The sequence below is a fragment of the Ruegeria sp. CDSC081 genome (genome assembly GCF_059610485.1).
In genome coordinates this window covers 36,367-62,949 of record NZ_JBXWNS010000001.1, presented here as the reverse complement: position 1 = coordinate 62,949, position 26,583 = coordinate 36,367, and the positions used below count along the sequence as shown (strand labels likewise).

The following is a 26,583-nucleotide window of genomic DNA, read 5'->3' as shown; positions in this document are numbered from 1 at the left end:
ACCTACAACGGGATACACGGCTTGTAACGAATTGTTCCTGTAAACCGCACCTCAAAATTCTCATCACTTTAATGAGTATCTTGCACGAACCAAAAGGCCGACCTATGGTCGGGGTAACTCGTAAATCGGAGGGCGTTGAAGATGGCGCCCAAGCGTCCCAAAGGTGCGGGCGCGTTCCCGAAGGCGGTCGAAAGCCCCGCGCCGGCAAGACCCGATCCTGATGCGCTTTATGCCGCGCTGGATTTGGGAACAAATAGCTGTCGCATGTTAATTGCCCAGCCCAAGGGCAGCGGGTTTCATGTGGTGGACAGTTTCTCTAAATCCGTGCAGTTGGGCGCGGGCTTAGAGCGGACGGGGCGTTTGTCTCGGTCGTCGATGGCGCGCACCATTCAGGCGTTGCGCATTTGCCAGCAAAAGCTGAAACGCAACAAGGTCAAGCGGATGCGTCTAGTCGCAACCGAGGCTTGTCGCCGTGCAAAAAATTCACGTGAATTCATTCGCCAGGTAAAGGGTGAAACCGGGTTGACGCTTGAGATCATCCAGCCCGAGGAAGAAGCGCGCCTGGCCGTAATATCCTGTGCCCCGCTGGTGTCCACTAAGACAGAACAGTTGTTGGTTGTGGATATTGGCGGCGGTTCGACAGAGCTTGTCTGGATCGACATATCCTCGCTTCCGCGTCGGGATCGCCCGGCGGCGATTATGCGTCTGCATAATGGATTTCATACAACAGATAGCCCGTTTCCTGCAGCCAAGGTTGTGGATTGGATCAGTGTTCCCCTCGGCGTTGCGACGCTGCGCGATCAGTTCCATGATGTCGAAGATGATGCGGCGCGGTTTGCTTTGATGAGCTGGTTTTTCGAAGAAAACTTGGCCGATTTTGCGCCTTATAAGGATGAACAAGCCCGCGAAGGTTTTCAGATCGTCGGCACCAGTGGCACGGTTACGACAGTCGCAGCCTCACATCTGGGATTGAAGCGGTATGACCGGACCAAGGTAGACGGTTTGCGCATGACAAGCGATCAGATTGACAAAGTGATACGCGGGTATCTAGAACTCGGCCCACTGGGGCGGCGGAGAGATCCGCGTATCGGCGATGACCGCCAGGCCCTGATCATGTCCGGCTCGGCCATATTGCAGGCTTTGTTACGATGTTGGCCAACCGACCGTCTTTCAGTGGCGGACCGGGGGCTGCGCGAAGGCCTGCTTTATGCGCAGATGAGCGCGGACGGTGTATTGGAAGACGGACCGTTCTGATGGCGAAGACACCTACTGGCAAAAACAATTCAGGCCGCGGGCAGCGCGACCTGAAGGTTAAGGTCAAAACCGCCCGCGGGCGCAAAATCAGCTCGACCCGGTGGTTGGAACGTCAGCTGAATGACCCCTATGTCAAGCGCGCGCAGGTCGAAGGCTATCGAGGGCGGGCGGCGTTCAAGATATTGGAACTGGACGATAAATTCCGCTTCCTGGTTCCAGGTGCGCGCATCGTCGATCTGGGTTGCGCCCCAGGAGGCTGGCTGCAGGTTGCGGTCCAGCGCGTTAATGCATTGGGTGAGAAAAGCGGTAAGAAAATCGGCACTGTTCTGGGTGTCGACATACAAGAGGTCGAACCGGTGGCCGGGTCCGAGGTTCACCAGTTGGACTTTATGGAGGACGATGCCGACCAGAAGGTCAAAGACTGGTTGGGTGGCAAAGCTGACGTGGTGATGTCAGATATGGCTGCTGCGTCCTCGGGGCATAAACAAACCGACCATTTGCGGATCATGGCCTTGTGCGAAACCGCCGCCTATTTCGCCTTTGATGTGCTTGAACAGGGCGGAACATTTGTCGCCAAGGTTCTGGCCGGAGGAGCCGAAGGGGATCTGCAGAAGATTCTGAAACAGAAGTTTGACAAGGTAGCGCATGTTAAACCACCGGCATCCCGCGCCGACAGTTCGGAAAAATTCGTTGTGGCAACAGGATTTCGCGGCTGAAGTTAATCTGCGAAGTCAGCCAGAGAACGCGCAAGGCGCTGTTCGCGCAGCGAAGATATTGCGTTTCCTTGCAACAACAATGCTTCACCGTGACTGATATCCGTCGCCGGTTTTGCCCGTAATTCTTCAATCCGCCGGGTCAGCGACGATGGATTTTGCGATTTCGCGCTTTCGGGCAGTTTGGTCATGAGGCCTCACCTTGATGCGTATGGGGTCACAGTCCCATGCAGTTTGGGTAAGAAACGTGCCGATTTCATGACGCAAACCGGGCTTTGAATTGCTATTTTACAGCCCCGGCTACCCTGCCCTTCAGGTTTGTCCGTTACTTTGATCCTGCAAATCCATCAGCGCGCCGTTGAATTCAGCGCCCAGAATCAGGATGGCCGCGCATAGATACAGGAAAATCAACGCAGCCATCGCCCCCGCAAGACCAGCATAAGTAGCGCTGTACGAGGCGAACTGTCCGATATAGATCGAAAAGCCCCAACCGCCCATCGCCCACAGAGCGAGTGTCAGTACAACGCCCGGAAGGATTTGCCAAAGCCGATGGCGGCGCGTCGGCAGCACAAGATGTGCAACGATAACTGTGCCCGCAGGAACCGCCACGGTAAAAGTCCAACGCAATCGATCAACAGACAACCAGTCTGACACGTTAACATCCGTCTTTTCGGACACGAGGCGCGTGTAGACTGGCAAGACGACTTCGACGGCGGCGATGGCCAGAATGGCCGCCCCGCCAACAATCACCAATCCCAGGCACAGCAAGCGTGTCTTCCAGAATGGCCAGGCGTCATGATCATGATAGGCCTGGTTCATGGCCGCCCGCACCGCAACTACGCCGTTTGAGGCAAAGAAAATGGCCAGCAAACCGCCCAGGGTGATTACCCCCGAACCTGATTCCGCCAGGACCGAGCGCAACTCTCCCACAATCGGGCCGGCGACATCTTTTGGCCAGGCGCCAAAGATCAGTTCGATCAGCTCGTCCGTGACATAATCCTGAGACAGCGTACCAGCCAGTGCCACAGTGAACAGAACAAACGGAAACAGGGCCAGCATCAGGGACATGGCAACGTGGCTGCTCATGACCATGCCGTTTTTGGCCCCAAATCGCCCCAAGGCCAGCCAAAGGGCTCGAATTACTCTTCCAGTCAGGGGAATCAAACTTGTCGTCATCCGAAAACTCTACCCTGACTGTATTCGAACCAGAACCGGCAAAACCCGACTGGACGCAATTAACCAACTCCAAATGTTTGGTTGCATTGCATAATCCCTTTGTCCCGTGCAGGATCGAAACGAAACCTACACAAAGCCGGGCGAAAAATGCCAACCAGCGACCAGAACCCAAGCATACCGAACAGGTTGCGCCTTTCGGTTGTCCGCGACACCGCGATTGTCGTGTCACTGATCGTATTGGGGCTTTATGCGGGCTCGGCTTTTCTGATCCCGCTGACCATGGCCTTGCTGATCAACGTCCTGATCATCGCGCTGAGTGACCGGGTTATTGCGCTGACCAAGGCTCCGGTCTGGTTGGCTAACCTGGCTGGAGTGACCGTGGTTTTGGTCGGGTTGTTCATGATCATGTATATTCTGGGCAATCAGGCGACGCAGTTTGCACGCTCGATCAATACATACGAAAGCCAGTTCGACGAGGCCGTTAACCGCATAAACGACCTTGTGGGCAACGATATCACGGCCTTCATCCGGGACAATCTGGTCAACATTGATATGTCTTTCGTCGCCCGGATGTTGCTGGGCAGCGCGACGTCTTTGCTGAACCAGTTTTTCCTCATCAGCCTTTACGTTGCCTTCCTGATGGCCGAACGTCTGGCGTTCCGAAAAAAGATCCGTATGGCCGCCGGTGACCCTAAAACCGGTGCCGAGTTCGCTTTGGTTCTGGACGCGATTTCCTTTAGTCTGCAGCGTTATGTCGGAGTGAAGACCTTTATCAGCCTGATAACGGCTGGAATCAGCTATGTGGTCTTCAAAACCCTTGGTCTTGAGTATTCCGAGACATGGGCCGTGCTGACATTTGCCTTGAATTTCATACCCTCGATTGGGTCGATTATTGCCGTTTTGTTTCCAGCGGCGATTGCGCTGGTCCAATTTGAAAGCATCGGGCCGATTCTGATCATAGTTTTCGGCTGTGGCACGCTTCAGTTCATGATCGGTAATTTTCTGGACCCGGCCATGCTGGGCCGATCGCTGAACATGTCGACATTTCTCGTCATTCTGGCACTTATGTTCTGGACCACGGTCTGGGGTCTGATCGGAGCCTTCCTGAGCGTTCCGCTGACCGTCTGCATCCTGATCATCTTCAGCCATATACCCGCATTGCGCCCGATCGCAATTTTAATGTCCCTGAATGGTGAACTCGGCGACGAAGGGCCGCCATCGGGGAATACAGTCTGAACAGGCCAATCCCCAATGCAACTTGAAACACTAAGGAAAATGCCAGGATCGAATCCTCCATGCTGACACTCTTTGTTTCCCTCTTTGTCCTATGTTTGTACCTGACCGCCGCGGTCTTTTCGATACGCGCCGCTCAAACAGCGCGCACACCGCAGGGTGCCGTGGGATGGGTGGTCTTTTTGATCTCGGCGCCGATAGCTGGCGTACCGCTGTACTTGTTTCTGGGACATCATCGTTTTCGCGGGTATCGCCTGGCCCGAAAGCACGCTGAGACTGTTGTCGAAGGGATAAAAAGCTTTGCGGATTTTTCGCGCCCAGATCCAGGCATGATCACGATCAATCCGCTCCCTTTCGAAGAGCTTGCGCATCTTCCCATATCACGCGGCAACGGTGCAGATTTGCTTGTCGATGGGCAGGCAACCTTTGACGCTATCTTTCAGGCTATCGACGCGGCTCAGGACTATGTGCTTGTCCAGTTCTACATCGTGCGTGATGACGGATTGGGGCGGCAACTGCAAAGCAAACTGATCGCTGCCGCAGAGCGCGGCGTGCAAGTTCGCTTTATGACCGACGCCGTAGGCAGTTATGGCCTACCGACAAGCTACATCACGTCGCTGCGCGCGGCGGGAATTCACGTTGCCGGTCAGCATGAAAAGCGTCATCCAGGACAGCGATTTCAGCTAAACTATCGCAATCACAGGAAAACGGTGATCATAGACGGTGAAATCGGCTTTATCGGCGGCCACAATGTCGGCGACGAATATCTCGGTCAGTCCGCAAAGTTCGGACATTGGCGGGACACACACATAAGGCTGACTGGACATATCGTGCGCCAACTACAACTGATCTTTACAGAGGACTGGTACTGGGCGCATCAAGAAGACCTGATAGATCAACTGGCCTGGGCGGGTCAGGAATCTGATCAGGACATGAACGCCCTTCTCGTCGCCACAGGTCCGGGGGACGAAACCGAAACCGGCGCCATGATGTTCTTTTCTGCAATCACGGAAGCAAAGGAACGATTGTGGATCGCATCCCCCTATTTCGTTCCTGATATCGACATCATGACCGCACTTCGCCACGCCGCAATGCGCGGGGTAGATGTTCGCATTCTGGTTCCCGACGTGATTGATCACCGCTTGCCTTGGCTGGCGGCCTTTGCCTATTTCGACGAGATCAGGGAATGCGGCGCGCGGGTCTACCGGTACACTGATGGATTCATGCATCAAAAAGTATTTCTGGTGGACGACACTCTGACCGCTGTTGGCACTACCAATCTGGACAACCGTTCTTTCCGCCTGAATTTTGAGGCGATGGCCCTGTTCTTTGACAAGGACGCGGCCCATGCGGTTCACAACATGCTGCTAATGGACTTTGAATCCAGCTATGAGCTGGACAAAACCTTGCCCGAACAACCGGCCTATATTCGGTTCGGCTCGCCTCTGGCGCGGTTGTTCGCACCAATCCTTTAAAGGATCGACTCTTCCTGCAGCACCCGCGACATGACTGCGACCAAAAAGGCTGTGGACAGCCCAAATGCCAAAAGCCCGGTGACCGAGGCGAAGGCACCAAAAATGCGCAGCCCGTCGTCCAGAACAATGTCGCCGTAACCCAGCGTTGTGAACGTAACCAAAGAGAAATACAGCGCCGAGTTCCAGTCCGCCAGAACATCCCCAAAGACCCAGACAATCGCCCAAAGCCAGACCTGAAAGGTATGGATCATCACGATAAAAATCAGCGCGATAGTCAGCGGGCTTGCAATGGTGACGAACCTTTTGCTTTTTTCCAGTTTGATCGACATCACCCGGATGATCTGCATGCACCAGGTCAGCAGGGCAATTTCGATCAAAAAGCAGATACCCAAATAAACGCTTCCCCAGATAATCTGCTCGGATAAGGTCACCGGCGCCCATCCCCTCTGTTTTTAAGTCTCGTCACAATCGCTTCAATTGCAGGATTGGGCAACCCTGCGTCTGCGACGAATGGAAACGATGGCGCCATTGAACTGGACACCGCCTCGGTCGGCTGCAAATTGTGAGTGGCAGAATACAGGGCGCCTATGAATGCTGCTTAAAATAACTGATGTCCATAAATCATATGCAAACGGTCGACCGATTTTGAACGGAGTATCTCTGTCGTTGGACTATGGCCAAACGCTTGCCCTAACCGGGGAAAGTGGCAGTGGCAAAAGCACGCTTCTAAATCTCGCAGGTGCGCTGGACATATTCGATGCGGGCGAAATCTCACTGGGCGGAACCAACCTGTCCACACTAGACGATACCGGGCGCGCAGCCCTTCGGCGCGAGCGTGTGGCCCTGGTATTCCAACAGTTCAATCTGATCCCGTCGTTGACGGTCGGCCAAAACCTGTCCTTCCATGCCCGGCTTGCCGGTAAATATGATCCGGACTGGTGCGATCATCTTGCCGACAAACTGGGATTGCGGGACCTGCTAGACCGCTTTCCCGAGAACCTGTCAGGCGGCCAGCAGCAACGCGTTGCCATCGGACGCGCCCTTGCGCCGCGCCCCAGTCTTTTGCTCGCGGATGAACCAACAGGAAATCTGGATGAGGTCGCAAGCACCAATGTATTGGATTTGATGCTTGCTCTGGTCGCCGAGACCAGCGCTGCCCTGCTGTTGGTGACACATTCGCAGGACATCGCGGCCCGTCTGGACCAACAGGTCCGCCTGTCCGGCGGTCATATCTCGTGACTTTGGCCATCATACAGGCGTTGATGTCGCACTGGCGTGCCCATTGGCTTCAGCTGTTAACCTTGTTGACCGGCATTGCGCTTGCGACCGGGCTATGGTCGGCAGTTCAAGCCATAAATTCCGAGGCCCGGGCAAGCTATCAACGGGCCAATGATCAACTCTCATTTGGTCAATACGATGAATTGCACGCCACCTCGGGGAATTTGACGATCGACCATTATGTCAGCTTGCGTCGGGCTGGCTGGCAGGTCGCTGCGGTGCTTGAGGGGCGTTGGCGCCATAGCGGGCGCAATCTGCAGGTCATGGGGGTCGACATGGTCGCCTTTCCACCCCTGCCCGCCCTTAGCCGTCTGGAACAAAGCGATACGCCGCCCGATCCCGCAGACATGCTGACCGCGCCCGGCAGGATACTGGTCGCGCCGGAACTGGCCCAGGTTCTGGAGCAAGCCAGCGACCTGCCGCCGATCCTGTCCAGCGACGCGCTGCCGCCTGATCTGGTCTTTACCGATATTGGCATCGCCGAACAGCTGCTTGACAAAAAGGGGCAGATTTCACGTCTGGTCATCCTGCCTGATCAACCCCGAGCGATCCCTCCGCTTGAGCAGATCGCTCCTGATCTGACACGAATTGCAGCCTCAACCAGATTGGACACGGCTCAACTGACAGAGAGCTTCCACCTCAACCTCTCTGCCTTCGCGCTTTTGTCCTTTGCCGTTGGGCTGTTCATCGTCCATGGCACCGTCGGGTTGGCTTTTGCGCAGCGCCGAGCGATCATCCGGACAATCCGTGCGCTGGGCGTATCGATGCGCCGGATCATCTGGATCATCCTGGCCGAACTGTCGCTGTTGGCCCTGATTGGAGGGGGCGCCGGTCTGGTCCTGGGGTTCTTGCTGGCCGGGGCCTTGCTGCCCGACGTGGCATCCACCCTACGCGGGTTGTATGGTGCACCAGTTGAAGGTCAGCTATCGCTTCAACTGCACTGGGTTCTCGCGGGCTTGGCCATGGCCCTGTTCGGAACGCTCTTGGCCAGTTCTCAGGCTTTGTTCCGATTGGCTCGGCTGCCGCTGTTATCAAGCCCGGGTCCGCAGGCCTGGCGGGGGGATGACACTGCAACCAAAAGATTGGCTCTGATCGGAGTATTCCTGATTGGGTTGGGGATCGTTTCAATCTTTGTGGCCGACGGTTTGGTCGCAGGGTTCGTGCTGGTTGCCGGAATCCTGACGGGTTCTGCGTTGATTTTACCGTTTCTCTTGCTGATCGCAGTAACCGGACTTCAGAAGCTACAGAACGGCCCGGTCAGACAATGGGTATTCGCCGACATGCAGGCGCAACTGCCCGGTCTCTCTTTGGCCCTGATGGCATTGATGTTGGCATTGGCCGCGAACATCGGCGTGGGCACCATGGTGTCGAGTTTCCGGCTGACATTTACCGGGTGGCTTGACCAACGACTGACATCAGAACTGTATATAACCGCATCCGACGAACAACAGGCGCAGGACATCAAGAAATGGCTGCTGCCTCAGGTCGACGCCGTTTTGCCGATCCGCAGCGTCGAGCTGGCGCACGGAAGCGGCCCCTTGTTTCTTTACGGGGTGGTGAACAATCCGGTTTATCAAGAAAACTGGCCGCTGATCGCCTCAGTGCCCGGAGTATGGGATCAGGTGATGTCCGGAACCGCCGTTCTGATCAACGAACAGCTTGCGCGCAGATCCAGTCTGTGGCCCGGAGATCAAATCACGCTCCGCCCGGGTCACAAGCTGGTCATTGCAGGGGTCTATTCTGATTATGGCAATCCAACCGGACAAGCCATCGTGTCGATGGAGCTTTTGGAAGACATCGCACCCAATACCGAGGAACGGCGATATGGCGTTCGCATGCCCCCTGATCAAGCCAGCGATGTTGCCGAAAGGCTTCGGGCGGAATTTGACCTTCCTCCGCAGGCAGTCGTTCATCAAGCTGACATGAAGGCCCGATCCACGGAAATCTTCGAAGACACATTTGTGGTGACCTCTGCGCTGAATATCCTGACGCTCGGGGTTGCTGGATTTGCGATCCTGACCAGCCTGCTGACGCTTTGGACACAACGGTTGCCTCAGATCGCCCCGGTCTGGGCGCTTGGCCTGACGCGGGCGCAACTGGCGCGGTTTGAACTGACGCAGAGCGTGCTTCTCGCCTCTCTGACCGCCGCGCTGGCCTTGCCGCTTGGGTTGGTTCTGGCCTGGACGTTGCTGACGGTCATCAATGTCGAGGCGTTTGGCTGGCGGTTACCAATGTACCTATTCCCAAGCGACTGGTTCTATCTATTTCTTCTGACCTTACTGGCCGCTGTTATCGCCGCTGCGGTTCCAGCCCTTCGGTTGCTGCGCATCCCGCCTGCCGAGTTGTTAAGAGTGTTTGCCAATGAACGCTAAAGTCTGGTTCCTAATTCTGGCCCTGCTATTGCCCGCCCAACTTCGGGCGCAGGGCTTTGCCGGTCTTGGAGGTGAGGCCGACGGGTTCGACGTCCCCCAGCTTGGGTATCAGTTGAGCTTTCCGCAGGATCACGGTCCCCATCCCACTTTCAGGATCGAATGGTGGTATCTGACCGCAAACCTGAAAGGAGAAGACGGGCGCGATTATGGGGTGCAGTGGACGTTGTTCCGCTCGGCGCTGAAACCCTATGAAGAGCAATCCTGGCAAAGCCCGCAGCTGTGGTTGGGCCATGCGGCCCTGACCACCCCCGACGCCCATTACTTCGCAGAGCGCCTGTCGCGCGGCGGGATCGGTCAGGCCGGGGTCACCGCCACCCCATTTGAGGCCTGGATCGACGAGTGGTACATGCGTGGCCCAGACTTTGATAGGCTGGAGCTGCGGGCCAATGGTGCTGATTTCGGATACGATCTGTCACTGCGTGCAATGGGGCCTTTGGTCTTTCACGGAGATGCCGGGTATTCGGTCAAATCTGCGCAGGGGCAGGCAAGCTATTACTATTCACAGCCGTTTTTCGACGTGACAGGAACCCTGCATTTGCCGGATGGGGATGTTGCGGTAACCGGACAGGGCTGGTTGGACCGGGAATGGTCCTCGCAACCTTTGGCCGAGGATCAAAGCGGATGGGATTGGTTCTCGCTCAGCTTCGAGGGCGGCGACAAGCTGATGGCCTTTCGCCTGCGCGGAGAGGCTGAGGATTTCACCTCTGCCACGTGGATCGGCAAGGATGGCGAAACCACCGCGCTTGCCGATGGCTCTGTTTCTTTTGAACCGCTTCAGACCGCTCATGTCGCTGACCGGGATATCCCGATTGAATGGCGTGTTACACTCCCCGCCCGCGGGGTGGATATTGTCGTCAGCGCCCTGACACCCAAAGCCTGGATGGCAACCCGCTTTGCCTATTGGGAGGGGCCCGTTAAGGTCTCAGGCAGCCATTCAGGCCGTGGCTATCTTGAAATGACCGGGTATTAGATCATCGCACCACGTAGACCGAGACTGTCGAATGCCGCACGACGCGCGCAGCATTCGGACCCAGCAGGTAATCCTTGAAGTCCGGCTTATGCGCCCCAATGACGATCAGGTCAGATCCGGCGCTTTCTGCGGTTTTCAGGATCTCCTGATAGGCCGTGCCCGTGGCCACCACATGGCGGATCTTTTCATTGCGCTCACTGCCCAATGTTGATGCGCACAGCTCGGTCAGTTGTTTCTGCGCCTCAGCCAAAGCCTTTTCATGGAAATCCGCCTGGAAAAAGCCGGACACCCAGCTTTCTCCAAAATCGGGCAGAACGCTGACCACATCCAGCTGCGCCCCCTCCAAATCGGCCAATGCAGCGGCCTTTTGAAGGACCGGGCCATCAATTTTGCCATTGCTGATATCAACAGCACACAGAACAGAACGTGTCATGCGGGCACCCCTTGTCTGGCGGCACGGCCGCGTTGCAGGAAGGCGATCAGACCCAACAGGATCATCGCCGGGATATAGACCAGCTGCTTGGGTGGCTGGCTTGACGGCAGGCTGACCGAGGTCAGGCGCACGGCCTCATCCCCGTAATAGTCGAAGATGCTCAGATCATCGGCAACAGGCGCGCCGAACAGCGGCTCTTCCAGTTTGATCAGACCGTCCTCTTCGATCAGCAGTAGACCCATCGCATCAACCCGTGCAGGACCGCCGTCTTCGTCGCCGACAGAGACGACAACCGTGGTATCCACCATCTCAAGCGTGTCGAAATCCGGGCCGCTGATGACCAGACGTACCTCGGTTCCGGGCGGTGTTTCCCCGATCGTTTCGGTGAAAGCTGCCGGTTCAACGGTCTGATATGGGGGTGAAATCCTGTCCATAAAGTAATCCGGACGGAATAGTGCGAAAGCAACCGCGACCAAGGCAACGCTCTCATAGATCCGGCTGCGGGTCAGGAAGTAGCCCATCGTGCCCGCCGTAAAGACAAGGATCGCTATCGTCGCAAATATCGCAACGATTATCCCTTCGACCCAGGTCACATCAATCAACAGAAGGTCTGTGTTGAAGATGAAGACAAACGGCAACGCGACCGTGCGCAGGCTATAGAAGAAGGCGATGAATCCGGTCTTGATCGCATCGCCCCCCGATACAGCCGCAGCCGCGAAACTGGCCAGCCCCACGGGCGGTGTCACATCCGCCATGATGCCAAAGTAGAAGACAAACAGATGCACCGCGATCAGCGGCACAATCAGCCCGCTCTGCGCGCCCAGCTCCACGACCACACCGGCCATCAAAGAACTGACGACGATATAGTTCGCAGTGGTCGGCAGGCCCATGCCCAGGATCAGGCTGAGGATACCGACCATGATCAGCATCAGGATCAGATTGCCGCCAGACAGGAACTCGACCAGATCGGCCATCACTTGGCCCACACCGGTCAGGGTAACGGTTCCCACGATCACACCCGCCGTGGCCGTCGCCAGCGCGATACCGATCATGTTGCGCGCGCCGTCGATCATGCCCTGCCACAGATCCGCGACACCGTCGATGAACGCGTTGTAGAGGTTGCTTTGCCCCCGGAACATCGCCTTCAGCGGTTTCTGCGTCAGCAGGATCACAAACAGCAAGGACGTGGCCCAAAAGGCCGAAAGACCGGGCGATTTCTGTTCAATCATCAGGAAATAGACCAGCACGATGATCGGCAGAAGGTAATGCAGACCGGCCTTGTAGATCTCGCTAATGACCGGCAGCGTCACCTCTTTGGCATTCGGGTCATCGGGTTCCAGATCGGGCACTTGTGCGGCCAGATACAGCAGCGCCACGTAAATTGCGCAGATGATCAGGCTGAGGACCAGACCGGCCGAGTTCGGCATCCAATTTGTCACTGCTTCCACAGGGAATTGAGAGCCATAGCAGAGCCCAGCAAAAACAATGAAGAACGAGAACATACCAACCACGGTACGTGCCAGCTTCACTTCGCGGTCGCCCAATGTGGGCATGTTCCGCTTTACGGCTTCGAGATGCACGATATAGACCAGAGCAATGTATGAGATCGCCGCTGGCAGGAAGGCGTGGGTGATCACCTCGACATAGGAAATACCCACATATTCTACCATCAAGAAGGCTGCAGCGCCCATGACGGGTGGCATGATCTGCCCGTTCACCGAACTGGCGACCTCAACCGAACCCGCCTGTTCGCTGCTGAACCCAACACGTTTCATCAATGGAATGGTGAAGGTACCAGTAGTCACAACGTTTGCTATGGACGAGCCCGAGATCAGACCGGTCGCAGCTGAGCCCACAACCGCCGCCTTGGCGGGGCCGCCGCGCAGGTGACCCAGCGCGCCAAAGGCCATCTTGATGAAATAGTTCCCTGCCCCGGCCTTATCCAACAAGGCGCCAAACAGAACAAACAGGAATACAAACTTGGTCGAAACACCCAAGGCGATACCGAACACGCCCTCGGAGGTGATCCACATATGGCTCATCGCCTTTTTCAGGCTGGCGCCTTTCCAGCGGATGACTTCGGGCACCCATTCGGATGATCCAAAGAAGACATAGGCCAAAAAGATCGTCGCAATGATCGCCATCGCCGGGCCAAGCGCACGGCGCGCGGCCTCGAACAACAGCAATAGCCCACCCAGCGCGATCCACTTGTCAGTGTTGTCTGCCAGCCCTCCGGCATCGACGATCTTGGTATAGAAGAAATATCCGTACAGCGCCACAAACGCGCCCAGAAGGCCCATGATCCAATCCTGCACAGGGATATAATCCCGTGGGCTGGATTTCAGCGCCGGATAGGCTGCAAAGGCCAGAAACATCGCAAAGGCCAGGTGAAACTGACGCGAATTGTTAACCACGCTGCCGGGCAACACATAGTTCGCCAGGGGCGAAGCAAGTACGACCTGAAAGATCGACCAGATCGCCGCCACGATCGCAAGGAAAACGCCTACATTCCCAACCGGATTACGCCCTCCGGCATCTGAAGATGCGACCAGATCCTGTAGTTCTTCTTCGGATAGCGGGCGGTTCGATTGTGTCTCGGAACTCATGAAAATGTCTCCCCGTCGTGGCCATTTGCGGCCTTCTGCATCACCCGCTTGATACGGGTTTTGTGCGGGGCGCCCGACGGGCACCCCGCGTCAGGTCTGGCTTATTGAATCCAGCCTTTTTCTTTATAGTACTTCTCGGCACCCGGATGCAGCGGGGCTGACAAGCCGTCCGCGATCATCTCTTCGGGCTTAAGGTTGGCAAATGCCGGGTGAAGCTTTTTGAAGTCATCGAAGTTCTCGAAAACCGAGCTGACAACCGCATAAACCGCATCATCCGACACGTCCGCCGAAGTCACGAAGGTCGCGCCAACGCCGAATGTCGCGGTATCACCATCCGACCCGCGGTACATGCCGCCGGGAATGGTAGCTGTACGGTAGAACGAGTTGTCGTTGACCAGCTTGTCCACGGCCTCGCCGCTGACATTGACCAGAACCGAGTCGCAAGCCGTGGTGGCTTCTTGAATCGAGCCCGAGGGGTGACCCACGGTATAGACCATTGCGTCAATCTGGTTGTCGCACAGGGCTGCGGACTGTTCCGCCGCTTTCAGTTCGGTCGCCAGTTCGAAATCGTCAGTGGACCAGCCCATTTCGCCCAGCAGAACCTCCATGGTGCCACGCTGACCGGAACCGGGGTTACCGATATTTACGCGCTTGCCTTTCAGGTCTTCGAAATTGGTCACACCGGAATCGGCACGGGCCACAACGGTAAATGGTTCGGGGTGAACCGAGAAGACGGCGCGCAGGTTTTCAAACGGGCCGGCCTCTTCGAATTTCGAGCTGCCGTTATAGGCGTGGTACTGCCAGTCGGACTGCGCGACACCAAACTCCAGCTCGCCTTCGCGAATGGTGTTGATGTTGTACACGGAACCGCCGGTCGATTCGACCGAGCAGCGCACGCCATGTTCCTTGCGCCCTTTGTTGACCAGACGACAGATTGCACCGCCAGTTGGGTAATACACCCCGGTCACGCCACCTGTGCCGATCGTGATAAACTCTTCGGCATAGGCCGCAGGCGCCATCAGAGCCGCCGTGACAACCGCGCCGAGGCTAAGCTTGCTGCTGTTTTTCATAAGTGAACTCCCATTATTTTTCTGGTGGGAGACACATCAAAGCGCCGGATAAATGGCCCTGCGATATGCAACAACGCCCGCTATACAGCAGGCATATCTTTGATTTTTCAGAATCTCCCAACCCGTAAGAGGTTTCATTCTGAGCATTAGCTTGTCAAGGCCAGCAGGTCACCAAAGCAGGCGTATCCTCAGATTTGACAAGCCCCCCTGAATTTTCCCCGCCTTTGAAGCTTTTCTTGCGCATCTGCCCCGCAGTGACCGCAAACACATCCAATTATGCGCTTTTGACATCGGGAATCCTGACCAGAACGCGAAAGTGTGAGTTGGGAATGCGAGCAATTAGAACTGCCGGAAAGAAAAAACAGAAGGCCGGTTCCCCTAACCCTCTGTTTTTACTTTGGTACCCAAGGCCGGACTCGAACCGGCACGGTATCACTACCGGGGGATTTTGAATCCCCTGCGTCTACCATTCCGCCACTTGGGCCACGGACACTGAATTAGCGTTCAAAATCGAGAAGGTCCAGAGGCAAAAAACACCCTGATTGAGGAATGTTCCAGCCTGCAAGGTTGACGGCCTGCGGGGCGCATGATTTGGCTTACCCAACACATGTACAGGGAAATTGCACCTGATGCTGCGACCTCTTTATGACTGGACCATTCGTCTGGCAGAACACCCGAATGCCTTGTGGGCGCTGGCTATTGTTTCCTTCATCGAAAGCTCTTTCTTTCCGATACCGCCGGACGTTCTAATGATTCCCATGATCCTTGCCCGACCCTCCCGGGCCTGGCTGATTGCTTCTGTTGCACTGGTAGCTTCGGTTTTGGGCGGAATGTTAGGCTATGCAATCGGCGCGTTCTTTTATGAAAGCCTCGGCCAGCCCATCCTTGAATCCATGGGCAAAGCCCACGCCATGGAAGAGTTCAACACACGGTTCAATGACTTTGGTTTCTGGGCTGTTCTGGCCGCTGGGGTTACGCCTTTTCCCTATAAGGTCATCACCATCATGTCCGGCTGGACAGGGATGCCCCTGGGCACCTTCATTGCCACCTCGATCCTGGCCCGAGCGATCCGGTTCTTCATCGTCGCCGGTCTGCTTTGGGGGTTCGGAGAGCCGATCCGCACCTTCATAGAAAAGCGGCTGGGCCTTATGTTTACCCTGTTCATCATCCTTCTGTTCGGCGGGTTCCTAGCGGTGAAATTCTTATGACACGACGAAATTTACTGATCCTGATTGCGACGCTTGGGTCTATGGCGTTGTTACTTGGCGCCTTTGCCTTTCAGTATCTTGGTGGGCTTCCACCTTGCAAACTGTGCATTTGGCAACGCTATCCACATGGCGTCGCCATCCTGATCGGCGCTGTGGCGCTGGCATTGCCACGACATTCTGTCTTGCCCCTATTGGGTACACTGGCGGCGCTGACCACTGCGGTCATTGGTGTCTATCACGCTGGTGTAGAACGCGGTTTGTGGGAAGGTCCGTCAAGCTGCACATCAAGCAGCATCGGCGGTCTGTCGGCAGAAGAACTGCTGGATCAGATCATGTCGGCACCACTGGTACGCTGTGATGATATTCCATGGGAGTTATTTGGTGTTTCCATGGCCGGATGGAATGCCGCTTTGTCTGTCGTTCTGGTTCTGCTCTGGTTCGCCGCGTGGCGTGAAGGCCGTTAGAGCTCGTCCAGTTCCGCATCCCAATAGAGAAAGTCGATCCAACTGTCATGCAGGTGGTTCGGTGGGAATTTTCGTCCAACGTTGCGCAAAGCCTCGGCATCCGGCTGCCGCGGAGGCTTGCGCAATGTCATTCCTGCTTGCCGCAGTGATTTAGACCCTTTGCGCAAGTTACATGGGCTACAGGCCGCAACAACGTTTTGCCAGCTTGTCACCCCGCCCGCCGCGCGCGGGATCACGTGATCAAAGGTCAGATCCCCACGGCTGCCACAGTATTGGCAGCGGAATTCATCCCTCAGAAATAAATTAAAGCGCGTGAAGGCCACGCGCTTTCTGGGTTTTACATAATCTTTCAGCACAACGACCGAGGGTATTCGTATCTCGGTGCTCGGGCTTCGGACAACTTCGTCATATTCGGCGACGATATCCACCCTGTCCAGCCAGGCAGCTTTTATGGCCTCCTGCCACGGCCAGAGCGATAGTGGATAGTAGGACAAGGGGCGGTAATCGGCGTTCAAAACCAATGCCGGATGATGCTTGAGCGCACCAGGTTCCCTGACAAATTCGGTTCTGAAGTCTCCGTCCATATCAGAATCGCTCCACGCTCTGCTCTGCCTCTTTTGACATCAGAGCGGAGAACCCCCGCCCCGGCCTTAGCTTTACTATATATCGTGTTAAAGCTCTGACAAGCCCTGAGTTTCCACAATATCTCGGGGATTGAGTATTCCGAATCCGTAACAGGCCGATGACAGTTATCCACAGGTTGCACCAATTCGTTCGCCGGGCTATGGCGGGTGAATGTCCTGGTTCATCCGCTTCAATAAACCATTCAATGTATTGCCGCAGTTCACGGATCGCGCGAATGCGGAGTCTCCGCGCAGTACGCTGTCGGATTTCATTGATCTGCCGGACGTGTATCCCGCCGGGCGATTGGACCGCGATAGCGAAGGTTTGATGCTGTTGACCGACAATGGTCACCTTCAGGCGCAGATAGCCGATCCCAAGCATAAAATGGCTAAGACCTATTGGGTGCAGGTCGAAGGGGAGCCAGACGCCTCCGCCCTAAAAGCCCTGCGCGAGGGTGTTAAGCTGAAGGAGGGCTTGACCCGCCCTGCCAAGGCGCGATTGATGGATCAGCCCGAGGCATTATGGCCGCGCGACCCGCCGATCAGAGTGCGGCAGACGGTGTCGGATTGTTGGGTCGAACTGGTCCTTCGAGAAGGTCGAAACAGGCAAGTGCGCCGAATGACGGCGGCCGTTGGGCACCCGACCCTTCGACTGATCCGCGCCCGGATTGGCGACTGGACATTGGACGGGCTTGAGCCGGGGCAATGGGATAGCCTATCTATGCCTGCCCTCGCTCCATCTTCTTCGCGCAAACGGGACCGGCGCCCACGTCGGTGACCGATACGCCTATTTGTGATAGGATAGAGGAATGAAGGTATCACCTGACATTCCGCAGCCAACCGGCCTTTTAGAAGCGTCACTTTATGTCGACGACCTGGATGCTGCAGAGCATTTCTATGGGGACGTTCTGGCGCTTGAGCAAATCCAGCGTGTCGCCAACCGGCATGTGTTCTACAAGGTGGGTGGTTCAGTTTTGCTGCTATTCAATGCGGCAGAGACCGAAAAACCTCCGGGCAACCCGCGCCTGCCTGTTCCCGCCCATGGCGCCCAAGGTCCGGGTCATGCCTGCTTTGGCATGGCGCGCGCGCAAATCGCGGTGATGCGAAAACATCTTATAGACTGGAACGTGCCCGTAGACGCTGAATTTGAATGGCCGAACGGAATACTGTCTCTATACGTTCGCGACCCGTCCGGGAATTCCATCGAATTCGCCGAGCCTTCCTTATGGGACTAGGATCACCGCAGCGGTTTCTTGTCACCTCCCGTGATCCGATAGATTAGACTTTCAGTCACTCCGACCTTGCCCAGCACCGCCTGAAATGTTGCCATGTGCGGCGTGGCAAAATGCGCCTCGAGCGCGGCCTGACTTTCCCATTCTTCGTAGATCCGAAACCGATTGGCATGACCCAGAATTTGGCTGAACTCATAAACCAGACAACCCGATTCCTTGACTGTCTCGGCGACCATCTCTTGCGCGGCTTTGGCAGCTTTTTCAACTCCTTCCGGCGCAACTTCAACTGTTCCCGTCACGATCAGCACAGCGTGTCCTTCCTCAGTTCATACCGTTTGGAAATCCGGTCGACCGGCGTTCCATCCTCTAACGGCACACCATAAGCCACCGAGTAATCCCGAAACCCCATCTTGCCATAATATCCGAGACCAGGGGCATTGTCGGCGCGAATGGTTGCGTTGAGATATTTCAACCCGAGCCCTGCCGCAAATTTGGAAGTTTCTGCAAACAGGGCACGCCCTGCCCCTTTCAAAGGCGGTTCACGGCGCGAGAACGTGGCGATATCCCCGCAATCGTCGGGAAGCCTGTCATTCACCCCTAGCCATTGAAACCCGGCGACCTCTCCGGCCTGATCCAGCGCCACGTGGCAGCATATCTTATCCTGCCCCTCCAGATAGCTCTGTGCAAACTGCGCTTCAGAGAAAGGGGTTTCATTCGCGGTCGTACCACCAATGGCGATGATCTGGTTGAGCAAATCGCAAGCTGCTGCGACATCCTCGGGCATCATGGGGCGGACCGCAATCATTGCTTAAAGGCTCAGCTTGTCACGCATGAAAGCCAGTGCGACGCTAAGACCATCCGGGGCAATACCGTGGCCGGTGCCCTTCATGACATGGGCATAGACCTCTTTGAACTCAGCCGCTTGCAGGGCCTCGGCGGCTTCGGGCAATGATTGTGGCGGCACGACGTCATCGGCGTCGCCATGTACCAGTAGGACCGGCATGCGGCTGACTGTTTCATCCGGCAGCAGATCGGGTTCCAGAAGGCGTCCTGAAATGGCTACTATCCCGGCCACTGGGTCCTCGCGGCGCGGGGCAACATGCAGGCTCATCATCGTGCCTTGCGAAAATCCGAACAGAACCACCTGCTCGGGCAGAACGTCTTCGTCCACCATCAGCGCATCTAGGAAAGCGTTGAAATCATCCGCCGCCATGTCCATGCCACGGCGCGCCTCTTCCTCGGACGAGCCATCAATCCACGGGATCGGGAACCACTGAAAGCCATTGGGCATACCCGGGATCTGCTCGGGCGCGTCAGGGGCAACGAACAGCGTGTCCGGCAAGTGCTCGCCCAACACATCGGCCAGCCCCAGCAAGTCTGCCCCGTTGGCGCCATAGCCATGCACGAACACCACGACCGAGCGCGTATCGCCCGAAACCGGCTCTTTTCGGAGCGCATTCAAAACCCGTGTCATCTGATCCCTTCTCGTTCTTTTGCGACCCGGTAATAGGCCCACAACACCCGCGCTGCAACCGACCGCCAGGGTGACCACGCTTCGGCCATCTGGCGCAGTTCTTTATCCGTAGGGCGCTTGGGTAAATCATAGAGGATGCGCGCGGCCTCTTGCAGCGCAAGGTCGCCCGGCGCAATCACATCGGCACGGCCCAGAGAAAACATCGCGTAAATCTCGGCAGTCCAGACGCCTATGCCTGAAACTTCGGTCAGGATCGCCACAACATCCTCATCAGGTGCGTCGCGTAACGCTTTGTAATCAATACGAGCCTCCGCAAGCGCCCGGGCATATCTGATCTTTTGGCGGCTTAGGCCCACCGCGCGCAAATCCTCATCCATGGCCCACATGATTTTGCGTGGACCGGTCAGCTTTGCATCCTGCAGGCGTTTCCATATGGCATTGGCCGAGGCCACGCTGACCTGTTGGCTGACGATCGCGCTGAGCAGCTGGGCAAACCCGTCAGGCTTACGGCGCAGCGGCAAAGGCCCGGTCTGGTCCATCGCAAAAGCCATGCGCGGACAGATATCCGCCAGCCATTTGGCCCCCTCGTCCACGCAATCGGGGGTTTCAATGATACGTCCGACGGACATGCGCGCTCCGGCAAATTGGTCAGCAGCACGTTAGGGTGCTTTGTCGCAGATGCAACCGTCTTGTATGACCCGGCTTTCATCGCTACGCATTGGCGCATGACAATGACACCCACGATCCCGGATAACAGTCAGGCCAAGCGCAATGTCGCTGTTCTGGTCGCAGCTCAGGCCATTCTGGGATCGCAGATGCCGATGATCTTTATTGTTGGCGGTCTGGCCGGGCAGTCGCTGGCCACCAATGCCTGTCTCGCAACCTTGCCCATCTCGCTGATCGTGCTGGGGTCAATGCTGGCGGCAACGCCGATTTCCGCCATAATGCAACGCTGGGGACGGCGCGCAGGGTTTCTGGTTGGGGCAACGGCAGGTGCCTGCGGGGGTCTGGTTGGGGCCTACGGTTTGTATCTGGCCTCGTTCCCGGTCTTCCTGGCGGGCAGTCTGCTGACCGGCATCTATATGAGCGCGCACGGATTCTATCGCTTTGCCGCCGCGGACACAGCCTCGGACGCCTTTCGCCCTAAGGCAATCTCATACGTCATGGCCGGCGGTCTGGCCGCCGCGCTCATTGGCCCCCAAATCGTTAAGCTGACCTCTACCGCCTATGTGATCCCATTCCTGGGCACCTATCTGGCGGTGATTGTGCTCAACATTCTGGGCTCGGTCTTGTTTTTCTTTCTGGACATCCCCACGCCTGCAAAAGCCGCTGAGGGGGCCCCGACCGGACGCACCCGGCTTGAGATGCTAAAGACGCCGCGCATCGCCGTGGCCATCATCTGCGCAATGGTTTCTTATGCGTTGATGAATCTGGTCATGACATCCACTCCGCTGGCAGTAGTTGGTTGTGGCTACACAGCCAATGACGCGGCAGATGTGGTCTCTTTTCACGTTCTCGCCATGTACATCCCCAGTTTCTTCACCGGCCAGTTGATCGCCCGTTTCGGCGTCGAAAAGATCGTAGCTCTTGGTCTGGCAATCCTTGCCGGTGCTGGCGTTGTCGCCTTGCAAGGGGTTGAGCTCGAGAACTTCTTCATCGCTCTGATCTTGCTGGGCGTCGGTTGGAATTTTGGCTTTATTGGCGCGACCACCATGTTGGCGGCATCGCATGACATCAACGAGCGTGGCCGCATGCAGGGTCTGAACGACCTGCTGGTATTCGGTGGCGTAACACTGGCTTCGCTTGCTTCGGGTGGATTGATGAACTGCTCTGGCGGCTCACCGGTTGAAGGCTGGACCGCGGTCAACCTTGCCATGGTTCCATTGTTGACTCTGGCTGGGGGCGCACTGCTGTGGTTGGTTCTGCGCCCGTCCGATCCCGAAACGGTCTGAGGTCTACCAGCGACCCCGGACCACCTTCCACATCAGGGAAACCCGGCGCCGAACCTCACCCTGCATCAAATTCCCTGCGGCCACGCGATCTGGCTGAGCAATCGCCTTGCGCAACACCCATTCAGATTGCCAACCCGCCAAAAGCGCCGGGCGCGCCTCTGGTGAAATCGCCAGACGCTGTCCCTGTGCGCGCCGTAACCGGTTCAGAGCCTTTTGCGCCAGATCGCGCACTGCATCGGGTGTTCCATCCAACAAAGGAATACGCCCGCGCGCCTCAAGATCCGGGATTGCGCGCAACCAGTTCGCCACGCCAACGGCATAGCCGAAATCTCGTAACACAGGCTCGTCGGCCTCACCCAAAGATTGCGCCGACGCCACCATCAAACTGGCCGAGCTGTGATTTAGGTAGGCCTCGAGATGGGCCTCGTCCTCAAAAGGATCGCGATAAATATCCCAGCGCCTTACGGCCACGTATTCATCCAGCATCGCCGCCAGATGCGGGGACAGAACCTGCGATAACGGCGTCACGACCTCATGTCGACGCACAGCCGGACCTTCAGCAATTTCCTGCAATGCATCGCGCCACCATTGCAGGCGCATCTCGGCAATCATCGCCTCTTGCGTGACCCAGGGTGCTCGGGCGACCTCGACATTCAAGGCATAGATCGGAAACAGAACCGAACGTGCGGAAACCGGCGCGGCCATCGCCGCCATGAACCGGTCCGGATCGGCGCGATGCACCAATGCAGCACAGGCTTTCAGATCGTCATTGAACTGCACCGTCACTCGGCCACCACCGCCCGAGGACGGCAATCCCGTACAAGCTTCCACTGGATCGCATCCAATAGGGCCTCAAACGACGCATCCACTATGTTCGCGCTGACCCCGACAGTTGACCAGCGCCGCCCCTGCCCGTCTTCGCTGTCGATGATGACCCGCGTCACGGCCTCGGTTCCGCCTTGGGTGATCCGCACCTTGAAATCGACCAGATGCATGTCGTCCAATATCCGCGAATACTGCCCCAGATCCTTGGCCAGAGCCTTGGCCAAAGCGTTCACCGGCCCTCGGTCGCTGCCATCTTCGTCCAGAGACTCACTGACCGACAGCTTCTTTTCCCCGTCGACCTTCACCACGACAACCGCCTCGGACAGGCTGACCATCTTGTCGTATTTATTCTTCCGCCGCTCAACCGTGACCTTATAGCGTTTGACCTCGAAAAAAGCGGGCAACTGACCCAGCTCATCGCGCGCCAACAGCTCAAAACTGGCCTGGGCGGTGTCATAAGAATAGCCTTCGGCCTCGCGCTGCTTGATCCGGTCAAGAATGCGCCCCAGCGCCGGATCACCACTTTCCACGCTCAGGCCGGCCTCAGTCAGGCGTTTACGCAGATTCGACTGCCCCGCCTGGTTCGACATCGGGATGATCCGTGCATTGCCGACAGTCGCCGGATCGACATGTTCGTACGTCGACGGATCCTTCAGGATCGCGCTGGCATGCAGCCCCGCCTTATGCGCAAAAGCAGACGCCCCCACATAGGCCGCCTGCTTGCTGGGAACCCGGTTCAGGATTTCGTCCAACATACGGCTGACCCGTGTCAGACCCGCCAAGGCCTCGACGCTGACCCCAATATCAAACTGCGACACATAAGGTTCTTTCAGCAGCAAAGTGGGGATCAAAGCAGTCAGGTTTGCATTCCCGCAGCGTTCGCCCAACCCGTTCAGGGTTCCCTGAACCTGACGCACGCCCGCATCCACAGCAGCGAGCGAGCACGCAACTGCGTTTTCCGTGTCATTATGGGTATGAATGCCCAAACGATCACCTGGCAAACCTGCAGCAATCACCTCGGATACAACCCGCGACACTTCACCGGGCAATGCGCCCCCATTGGTGTCACACAGAACAACCCAGCGAGCTCCGGCCTCTAAAGCGGCCTTGCAAACCTGGACCGCATATCCGGGATTGTCCTTGTAGCCGTCAAAGAAATGCTCGGCGTCAAACAACGCCTCACGCCCCTGCGCCACGATATGCGCAACTGAGGCGTGCACGTTCTCGACATTCTCGTCCAGAGTGATCCCCAGCGCTTGGGTCACGTGGTAATCATGCGACTTGCCCACAAGACACACTGCCTTCGTGCCAGCGTTCATCACCGCCGCTAGAACATCGTCATTCTCAGCCGACCGGCCCGCGCGTTTGGTCATCCCAAAAGCAGTCAACCGCGCCGCAGTTTTCGGCGCGGCATCAAAAAACGCACTGTCAGTCGGGTTCGCACCGGGCCAACCACCTTCGATGTAATCCACACCCAACTCGTCCAGAGCCTGCGCGATCTGCACCTTCTCAGCGGTCGAGAACTGCACGCCCTGCGTCTGCTGCCCATCGCGCAAGGTGGTGTCGTAGAGGTAGAGGCGAGTTTTTGTCATAACACTCCCTCCAACTTGGTAAGGTCAAAGCCGGTACCAGGAACCAACTCTACACCTTCTTTGCTCATCCGCACTTCAAGGCCAGCGGCCACATATACTGCTTTCAGGCGATCCACCTCTGAGAAATCCTTGCTCTGCATCGCCCCGGCCCGCGCTTCTGCCAGTTTATCCGCATACGACCCCAAATCCACTGAGGCCAGATCGGCCCATGCACCCATTTCGGGCATCAACAGACCCATAACCTGGGCGCCAGCCAACAGGCTTGCATGGTCACCTTCGGACGCCAGCCGGTATAGCTCAGTGATGGCGCCCGCTGTGTTCAGATCATCGCTCAGCGCAGCGATGACCGCGGGCGCCGCGCTGGCGGCGGGCTCGATGCCTGCTGTCAGCGCCCGCCACTTGCGCAGCGTTGCCTCGGCTTCACGCGCCTTTTTCTCAGTCCAGTCCATCGGCTTGCGATAATGGGTCTGTAGGAACACAAAGCGAATTATCTCACCTGGCACTTTCTTTTCCAAAAGGTCGCGCACGGTGAAGAAATTGCCCAGCGATTTGGACATTTTCTTACCCTCGACCTGCAACATCTCATTGTGCAGCCAAACCCGTGCAAACTCGCCATGCGGGTGAGCGCATTTGCTCTGGGCGATCTCGTTTTCATGGTGCGGGAACATCAAATCGTTGCCACCACCGTGAATGTCAAAGCTCTCACCCAACAGCTCATAGCTCATGGCCGAGCATTCGATATGCCAACCCGGACGCCCTCGGCCCCAAGGAGACTCCCACCCTGGCAACTCGTCGGTAGACGGTTTCCACAGAACGAAATCCATCGGGTTCTTCTTATACGGCGCAACTTCGACCCGGGCACCCGCGATCATGTCATCCACGGACCGACCGGACAGGGCTCCGTACTGCTCTTTCCAACTGTCCACCGCGAACAGAACATGCCCTTCGGCCGCATAGGCGTGACCCTTGGCAATCAGATCCTCGATCATCGCGACCATCTGAGTAATATATTGCGTCGCGCGCGGCATCTCGGTCGGCTCCAACGCCCCCAGCGCGCCCATGTCGTGCAGATACCAGCCAATGGTCTCATCCGATCGTTCCTGCACCAAATCCTCCAGCGACCCTTTGGCCCCGGCCTTTTGGCGTTCCAGGGCGGTCGCGTTGATCTTGTCATCCACATCGGTGAAATTGCGCACATAGGTCACATGATCTGCGCCATAAACATGCCGCAGCAAACGATAGAGCACATCAAACACGACCACGGGCCGCGCGTTACCCAGATGGGCACGGTCATAGACGGTAGGTCCACAGACATACATCCGCACATTGTCGGCGCTGATCGGAACGAAATCCTCTTTTGTCCGTGTCCGTGTGTTGTGCAGTTTGATCGTCTTCATCTGTCGGCTCCTAAGAACGGCATAGCGTCTCGCGTTGGCGCGGGCTTAGCAACTTGTCTCAGGGAAGAAAACGAAAGAAACCGGCCCGCTTGATAAATCAGCAGGTAATGCAGCAGATAATGATGCAGGTCATCCGGTTCATGGATCATCCTCTAGCACGGCTATCCCGCCGCGCCAAGCCTTACGTTCTATCATGACCAGGGAGTGATTGGCGAACGCCTTGAATTGGAATAGGAAATTGACGCCATGTTCCGCAAACACCTGACCTTCATGGTCGTGAATTCGGCAGCTCAGATCAGATTCAATCTGGAAATCTTGCTAGAACCGGAATGTCGTACGCAGGTTGAACACATTCGAATCCAGCCCCCCATTCGATCGGGTAACGTCATTGAAATTCTGGCGCAGCGCCTCACCGCTGATGACGAAATTATTGCCAATCGGATAAGCGACACCAATGCCATAAACCGCTGCGGTATCGTTTTCGACCGTGGAATCCACGCGCGCCGCACCGATAACTACATATCCCAACGCATTGCCGAAATCGTATCCGCCGCGCAATTTCAGCCGGGTCATGCTATCCAGACTGCCTTCGCCCTGACCAAGATTCAGCGACAGCCGGTTATACTCAAGCTCACCACCCAACACGAACTTGCCGAAATCAAAGTCATACCCGAGATGAGGACCAAAGCTGGTGTCGCTGCCGCTTGAACCATTCGGCCCGTCTGCATCAGCATAGCCAAAGCTGAATCCCGCATAGGCACCGCTCCAATCCTCGGCCAAAGCCGGTGAGAAGCCGGATGTCGCCAGAGCAACAATTAATGCGATATGCACCTTCCTACGATTCACCAAAAACCTTTCAGCAATGCTTTCGAGTATTCAGATCAATTTGCTACAAACTGGGCCGCATTCGTTAAAAAAGTGTTTAGCCTAGAGGCCCAATTCAAGTAAGCACAGGAATTATAGCAGATTTCGACCGCCTCGGGGAAAAATATCTTTAGGCAACAATCACTTGAGAATTTGCTTCGCTTTTCGGCATCAAGGTCGCAAATAGAACAGATAATGCCGTTCTGAATTGGAACACTGCGGCCAATGGATGAGGAACCAAATGCAGAACGAATTTTGGAAAATCCACCTGATCAGCCGCACAATCGGCGCGGATCGGGGACGTGCTGCCAG

Annotated in this window: 27 protein-coding genes and 1 tRNA gene; 12 read left to right on the top strand and 16 right to left on the bottom strand. The window is 56.7% G+C overall.

What is annotated here, in order from left to right; translation table 11 throughout:
* Window positions 1-141 precede the first annotated feature (141 nt).
* Window positions 142-1,254: a Ppx/GppA phosphatase family protein gene (locus tag AC2FH9_RS00320; protein ID WP_142633694.1), complete on the top strand. Its 1,113-nt coding sequence runs from the start codon at window positions 142-144 to the stop codon at window positions 1,252-1,254.
* Window positions 1,254-1,970, top strand: coding sequence for an RlmE family RNA methyltransferase (locus tag AC2FH9_RS00315; RefSeq protein ID WP_142633692.1), 717 nt, complete (start codon window positions 1,254-1,256; stop codon window positions 1,968-1,970). The genes AC2FH9_RS00320 and AC2FH9_RS00315 overlap by 1 nt, the downstream gene beginning before the upstream one ends.
* Window positions 1,971-1,972: 2 nt before the next feature.
* Here the strand turns inward: AC2FH9_RS00315 and AC2FH9_RS00310 are convergent, their stop codons facing one another.
* Together AC2FH9_RS00310 and AC2FH9_RS00305 are read right to left on the bottom strand one after the other, a co-directional pair.
* Complete coding sequence (locus tag AC2FH9_RS00310; protein WP_142633690.1) at window positions 1,973-2,158, bottom strand: hypothetical protein; 186 nt, start codon at window positions 2,156-2,158, stop codon at window positions 1,973-1,975.
* Window positions 2,159-2,279: 121 nt separating this feature from the next.
* Window positions 2,280-3,143, bottom strand: a complete 864-nt coding sequence (locus AC2FH9_RS00305) for a YihY/virulence factor BrkB family protein (protein ID WP_142633688.1) — start codon at window positions 3,141-3,143, stop codon at window positions 2,280-2,282.
* A 147-nt stretch (window positions 3,144-3,290) separates the two neighbouring features.
* Here AC2FH9_RS00305 and AC2FH9_RS00300 point away from each other — a divergent pair, with 147 nt between their 5' ends.
* Both AC2FH9_RS00300 and cls read left to right on the top strand, forming a co-directional pair.
* The gene (locus tag AC2FH9_RS00300) at window positions 3,291-4,379 is read left to right on the top strand and encodes an AI-2E family transporter (protein WP_496870404.1); all 1,089 of its coding nucleotides are present in this window, start codon (window positions 3,291-3,293) and stop codon (window positions 4,377-4,379) included.
* A 59-nt stretch (window positions 4,380-4,438) separates the two neighbouring features.
* The gene (gene cls / locus AC2FH9_RS00295) at window positions 4,439-5,851 is read left to right on the top strand and encodes a cardiolipin synthase (RefSeq protein ID WP_496870403.1); all 1,413 of its coding nucleotides are present in this window, start codon (window positions 4,439-4,441) and stop codon (window positions 5,849-5,851) included.
* Here cls and AC2FH9_RS00290 read toward each other — a convergent pair.
* Window positions 5,848-6,282 (bottom strand): ion channel, encoded by a 435-nt coding sequence (locus tag AC2FH9_RS00290; protein WP_271947221.1) that lies wholly within the window; start codon window positions 6,280-6,282, stop codon window positions 5,848-5,850. The two genes, cls and AC2FH9_RS00290, sit on opposite strands and share 4 nt — an antisense overlap.
* 160 nt (window positions 6,283-6,442) lie before the next feature.
* On the opposite strand from AC2FH9_RS00290, the gene AC2FH9_RS00285 reads away from it, so the two are divergent.
* From AC2FH9_RS00285 to AC2FH9_RS00275, 3 genes are read left to right on the top strand one after another with little or no spacing between them, the layout of a single operon-like run.
* The gene (locus tag AC2FH9_RS00285) at window positions 6,443-7,090 is read left to right on the top strand and encodes an ABC transporter ATP-binding protein (RefSeq protein ID WP_496870402.1); all 648 of its coding nucleotides are present in this window, start codon (window positions 6,443-6,445) and stop codon (window positions 7,088-7,090) included.
* 23 nt (window positions 7,091-7,113) lie between these two features.
* Window positions 7,114-9,501 carry an ABC transporter permease gene (locus tag AC2FH9_RS00280; protein ID WP_496870401.1) on the top strand — a complete coding sequence of 796 codons (2,388 nt, stop codon included), beginning with the start codon at window positions 7,114-7,116 and terminating at the stop codon, window positions 9,499-9,501.
* Window positions 9,491-10,531: a lipocalin-like domain-containing protein gene (locus AC2FH9_RS00275; protein WP_496748904.1), complete on the top strand. Its 1,041-nt coding sequence runs from the start codon at window positions 9,491-9,493 to the stop codon at window positions 10,529-10,531. Before AC2FH9_RS00280 ends, AC2FH9_RS00275 begins: the two co-directional genes overlap by 11 nt.
* A 1-nt stretch (window position 10,532) precedes the next feature.
* Here the strand turns inward: AC2FH9_RS00275 and AC2FH9_RS00270 are convergent, their stop codons facing one another.
* The 4 genes from AC2FH9_RS00270 to AC2FH9_RS00255 form a co-directional block, all read right to left on the bottom strand.
* Window positions 10,533-10,964: a universal stress protein gene (locus tag AC2FH9_RS00270; RefSeq protein WP_271947228.1), complete on the bottom strand. Its 432-nt coding sequence runs from the start codon at window positions 10,962-10,964 to the stop codon at window positions 10,533-10,535.
* Entirely contained in the window at window positions 10,961-13,570 is a 2,610-nt protein-coding gene (locus AC2FH9_RS00265; RefSeq protein WP_496691202.1) for a TRAP transporter permease, read from the bottom strand. Before AC2FH9_RS00265 ends, AC2FH9_RS00270 begins: the two co-directional genes overlap by 4 nt.
* Before the next feature lie 101 nt (window positions 13,571-13,671).
* Window positions 13,672-14,640, bottom strand: coding sequence for a TAXI family TRAP transporter solute-binding subunit (locus AC2FH9_RS00260; protein WP_142633669.1), 969 nt, complete (start codon window positions 14,638-14,640; stop codon window positions 13,672-13,674).
* Window positions 14,641-15,038: 398 nt separating this feature from the next.
* Window positions 15,039-15,124, bottom strand: a tRNA-Leu gene (locus AC2FH9_RS00255).
* A 145-nt stretch (window positions 15,125-15,269) separates the two neighbouring features.
* Between AC2FH9_RS00255 and AC2FH9_RS00250 the strand changes: the two genes are divergently transcribed.
* Together AC2FH9_RS00250 and AC2FH9_RS00245 are read left to right on the top strand one after the other, a co-directional pair.
* On the top strand, window positions 15,270-15,848 hold the full coding sequence (locus AC2FH9_RS00250) for a YqaA family protein (protein WP_496870400.1): 579 nt from the start codon (window positions 15,270-15,272) through the stop codon (window positions 15,846-15,848).
* Complete coding sequence (locus AC2FH9_RS00245; RefSeq protein ID WP_496870399.1) at window positions 15,845-16,312, top strand: disulfide bond formation protein B; 468 nt, start codon at window positions 15,845-15,847, stop codon at window positions 16,310-16,312. Before AC2FH9_RS00250 ends, AC2FH9_RS00245 begins: the two co-directional genes overlap by 4 nt.
* Here AC2FH9_RS00245 and AC2FH9_RS00240 read toward each other — a convergent pair.
* Window positions 16,309-16,896, bottom strand: coding sequence for an HNH endonuclease (locus tag AC2FH9_RS00240; protein WP_142633663.1), 588 nt, complete (start codon window positions 16,894-16,896; stop codon window positions 16,309-16,311). The genes AC2FH9_RS00245 and AC2FH9_RS00240 overlap by 4 nt on opposite strands.
* Before the next feature lie 211 nt (window positions 16,897-17,107).
* On the opposite strand from AC2FH9_RS00240, the gene AC2FH9_RS00235 reads away from it, so the two are divergent.
* Entirely contained in the window at window positions 17,108-17,713 is a 606-nt protein-coding gene (locus tag AC2FH9_RS00235; protein ID WP_496870398.1) for a pseudouridine synthase, read from the top strand.
* Between the two features lie 31 nt (window positions 17,714-17,744).
* On the top strand, window positions 17,745-18,170 hold the full coding sequence (locus AC2FH9_RS00230) for a VOC family protein (protein WP_281994582.1): 426 nt from the start codon (window positions 17,745-17,747) through the stop codon (window positions 18,168-18,170).
* 2 nt (window positions 18,171-18,172) lie between these two features.
* Here AC2FH9_RS00230 and AC2FH9_RS00225 read toward each other — a convergent pair whose 3' ends face one another.
* Genes AC2FH9_RS00225 through AC2FH9_RS00210 form a run of 4 tightly spaced genes read right to left on the bottom strand, consistent with a single transcriptional unit; the run spans window position 18,173 to window position 20,270 of the window.
* A complete protein-coding gene (locus tag AC2FH9_RS00225; RefSeq protein ID WP_496870397.1) occupies window positions 18,173-18,466 on the bottom strand; it encodes a putative quinol monooxygenase in 294 nt (97 codons plus the stop codon).
* 2 nt (window positions 18,467-18,468) lie between these two features.
* Window positions 18,469-18,972: a GNAT family N-acetyltransferase gene (locus AC2FH9_RS00220; protein ID WP_496748899.1), complete on the bottom strand. Its 504-nt coding sequence runs from the start codon at window positions 18,970-18,972 to the stop codon at window positions 18,469-18,471.
* A gap of 3 nt (window positions 18,973-18,975) precedes the next feature.
* Window positions 18,976-19,641 (bottom strand): alpha/beta hydrolase, encoded by a 666-nt coding sequence (locus AC2FH9_RS00215; RefSeq protein WP_281994579.1) that lies wholly within the window; start codon window positions 19,639-19,641, stop codon window positions 18,976-18,978.
* Window positions 19,638-20,270, bottom strand: coding sequence for a DNA-3-methyladenine glycosylase family protein (locus AC2FH9_RS00210; RefSeq protein ID WP_496870396.1), 633 nt, complete (start codon window positions 20,268-20,270; stop codon window positions 19,638-19,640). The genes AC2FH9_RS00215 and AC2FH9_RS00210 overlap by 4 nt, the downstream gene beginning before the upstream one ends.
* A 96-nt stretch (window positions 20,271-20,366) precedes the next feature.
* On the opposite strand from AC2FH9_RS00210, the gene AC2FH9_RS00205 reads away from it, so the two are divergent.
* Window positions 20,367-21,593: an MFS transporter gene (locus tag AC2FH9_RS00205; RefSeq protein WP_142633649.1), complete on the top strand. Its 1,227-nt coding sequence runs from the start codon at window positions 20,367-20,369 to the stop codon at window positions 21,591-21,593.
* A gap of 3 nt (window positions 21,594-21,596) precedes the next feature.
* Here the strand turns inward: AC2FH9_RS00205 and AC2FH9_RS00200 are convergent, their stop codons facing one another.
* The 4 genes from AC2FH9_RS00200 to AC2FH9_RS00185 form a co-directional block, all read right to left on the bottom strand.
* Window positions 21,597-22,373: a squalene/phytoene synthase family protein gene (locus AC2FH9_RS00200; RefSeq protein WP_496870706.1), complete on the bottom strand. Its 777-nt coding sequence runs from the start codon at window positions 22,371-22,373 to the stop codon at window positions 21,597-21,599.
* A gap of 2 nt (window positions 22,374-22,375) precedes the next feature.
* Window positions 22,376-24,010 carry a citramalate synthase gene (gene cimA, locus AC2FH9_RS00195; RefSeq protein WP_496870395.1) on the bottom strand — a complete coding sequence of 545 codons (1,635 nt, stop codon included), beginning with the start codon at window positions 24,008-24,010 and terminating at the stop codon, window positions 22,376-22,378.
* A complete protein-coding gene (gene cysS / locus AC2FH9_RS00190; RefSeq protein WP_496870394.1) occupies window positions 24,007-25,407 on the bottom strand; it encodes a cysteine--tRNA ligase in 1,401 nt (466 codons plus the stop codon). Before cysS ends, cimA begins: the two co-directional genes overlap by 4 nt.
* A gap of 318 nt (window positions 25,408-25,725) precedes the next feature.
* Complete coding sequence (locus AC2FH9_RS00185) at window positions 25,726-26,238, bottom strand: outer membrane protein (RefSeq protein WP_142633643.1); 513 nt, start codon at window positions 26,236-26,238, stop codon at window positions 25,726-25,728.
* Window positions 26,239-26,583 lie beyond the last annotated feature (345 nt).

Bases quoted from the DNA above. Each gene is read 5' to 3' on its own strand.
- AC2FH9_RS00320 (WP_142633694.1), top strand. From the start codon at position 142: ATGGCGCCCAAGCGTCCCAAAGGTGCGGGCGCGTTCCCGAAGGCGGTC.
- AC2FH9_RS00315 (WP_142633692.1), top strand. From the start codon at position 1,254: ATGGCGAAGACACCTACTGGCAAAAACAATTCAGGCCGCGGGCAGCGC.
- AC2FH9_RS00310 (WP_142633690.1), bottom strand. From the start codon at position 2,158: ATGACCAAACTGCCCGAAAGCGCGAAATCGCAAAATCCATCGTCGCTG.
- AC2FH9_RS00305 (WP_142633688.1), bottom strand. From the start codon at position 3,143: ATGACGACAAGTTTGATTCCCCTGACTGGAAGAGTAATTCGAGCCCTT.
- AC2FH9_RS00300 (WP_496870404.1), top strand. From the start codon at position 3,291: ATGCCAACCAGCGACCAGAACCCAAGCATACCGAACAGGTTGCGCCTT.
- cls (WP_496870403.1), top strand. From the start codon at position 4,439: ATGCTGACACTCTTTGTTTCCCTCTTTGTCCTATGTTTGTACCTGACC.
- AC2FH9_RS00285 (WP_496870402.1), top strand. From the start codon at position 6,443: ATGCTGCTTAAAATAACTGATGTCCATAAATCATATGCAAACGGTCGA.
- AC2FH9_RS00280 (WP_496870401.1), top strand. From the start codon at position 7,114: ATGTCGCACTGGCGTGCCCATTGGCTTCAGCTGTTAACCTTGTTGACC.
- AC2FH9_RS00275 (WP_496748904.1), top strand. From the start codon at position 9,491: ATGAACGCTAAAGTCTGGTTCCTAATTCTGGCCCTGCTATTGCCCGCC.
- AC2FH9_RS00270 (WP_271947228.1), bottom strand. From the start codon at position 10,964: ATGACACGTTCTGTTCTGTGTGCTGTTGATATCAGCAATGGCAAAATT.
- AC2FH9_RS00265 (WP_496691202.1), bottom strand. From the start codon at position 13,570: ATGAGTTCCGAGACACAATCGAACCGCCCGCTATCCGAAGAAGAACTA.
- AC2FH9_RS00260 (WP_142633669.1), bottom strand. From the start codon at position 14,640: ATGAAAAACAGCAGCAAGCTTAGCCTCGGCGCGGTTGTCACGGCGGCT.
- AC2FH9_RS00250 (WP_496870400.1), top strand. From the start codon at position 15,270: ATGCTGCGACCTCTTTATGACTGGACCATTCGTCTGGCAGAACACCCG.
- AC2FH9_RS00245 (WP_496870399.1), top strand. From the start codon at position 15,845: ATGACACGACGAAATTTACTGATCCTGATTGCGACGCTTGGGTCTATG.
- AC2FH9_RS00240 (WP_142633663.1), bottom strand. From the start codon at position 16,896: ATGGACGGAGACTTCAGAACCGAATTTGTCAGGGAACCTGGTGCGCTC.
- AC2FH9_RS00235 (WP_496870398.1), top strand. From the start codon at position 17,108: ATGTCCTGGTTCATCCGCTTCAATAAACCATTCAATGTATTGCCGCAG.
- AC2FH9_RS00230 (WP_281994582.1), top strand. From the start codon at position 17,745: ATGAAGGTATCACCTGACATTCCGCAGCCAACCGGCCTTTTAGAAGCG.
- AC2FH9_RS00220 (WP_496748899.1), bottom strand. From the start codon at position 18,972: ATGATTGCGGTCCGCCCCATGATGCCCGAGGATGTCGCAGCAGCTTGC.
- AC2FH9_RS00215 (WP_281994579.1), bottom strand. From the start codon at position 19,641: ATGACACGGGTTTTGAATGCGCTCCGAAAAGAGCCGGTTTCGGGCGAT.
- AC2FH9_RS00210 (WP_496870396.1), bottom strand. From the start codon at position 20,270: ATGTCCGTCGGACGTATCATTGAAACCCCCGATTGCGTGGACGAGGGG.
- AC2FH9_RS00205 (WP_142633649.1), top strand. From the start codon at position 20,367: ATGACAATGACACCCACGATCCCGGATAACAGTCAGGCCAAGCGCAAT.
- cimA (WP_496870395.1), bottom strand. From the start codon at position 24,010: ATGACAAAAACTCGCCTCTACCTCTACGACACCACCTTGCGCGATGGG.
- cysS (WP_496870394.1), bottom strand. From the start codon at position 25,407: ATGAAGACGATCAAACTGCACAACACACGGACACGGACAAAAGAGGAT.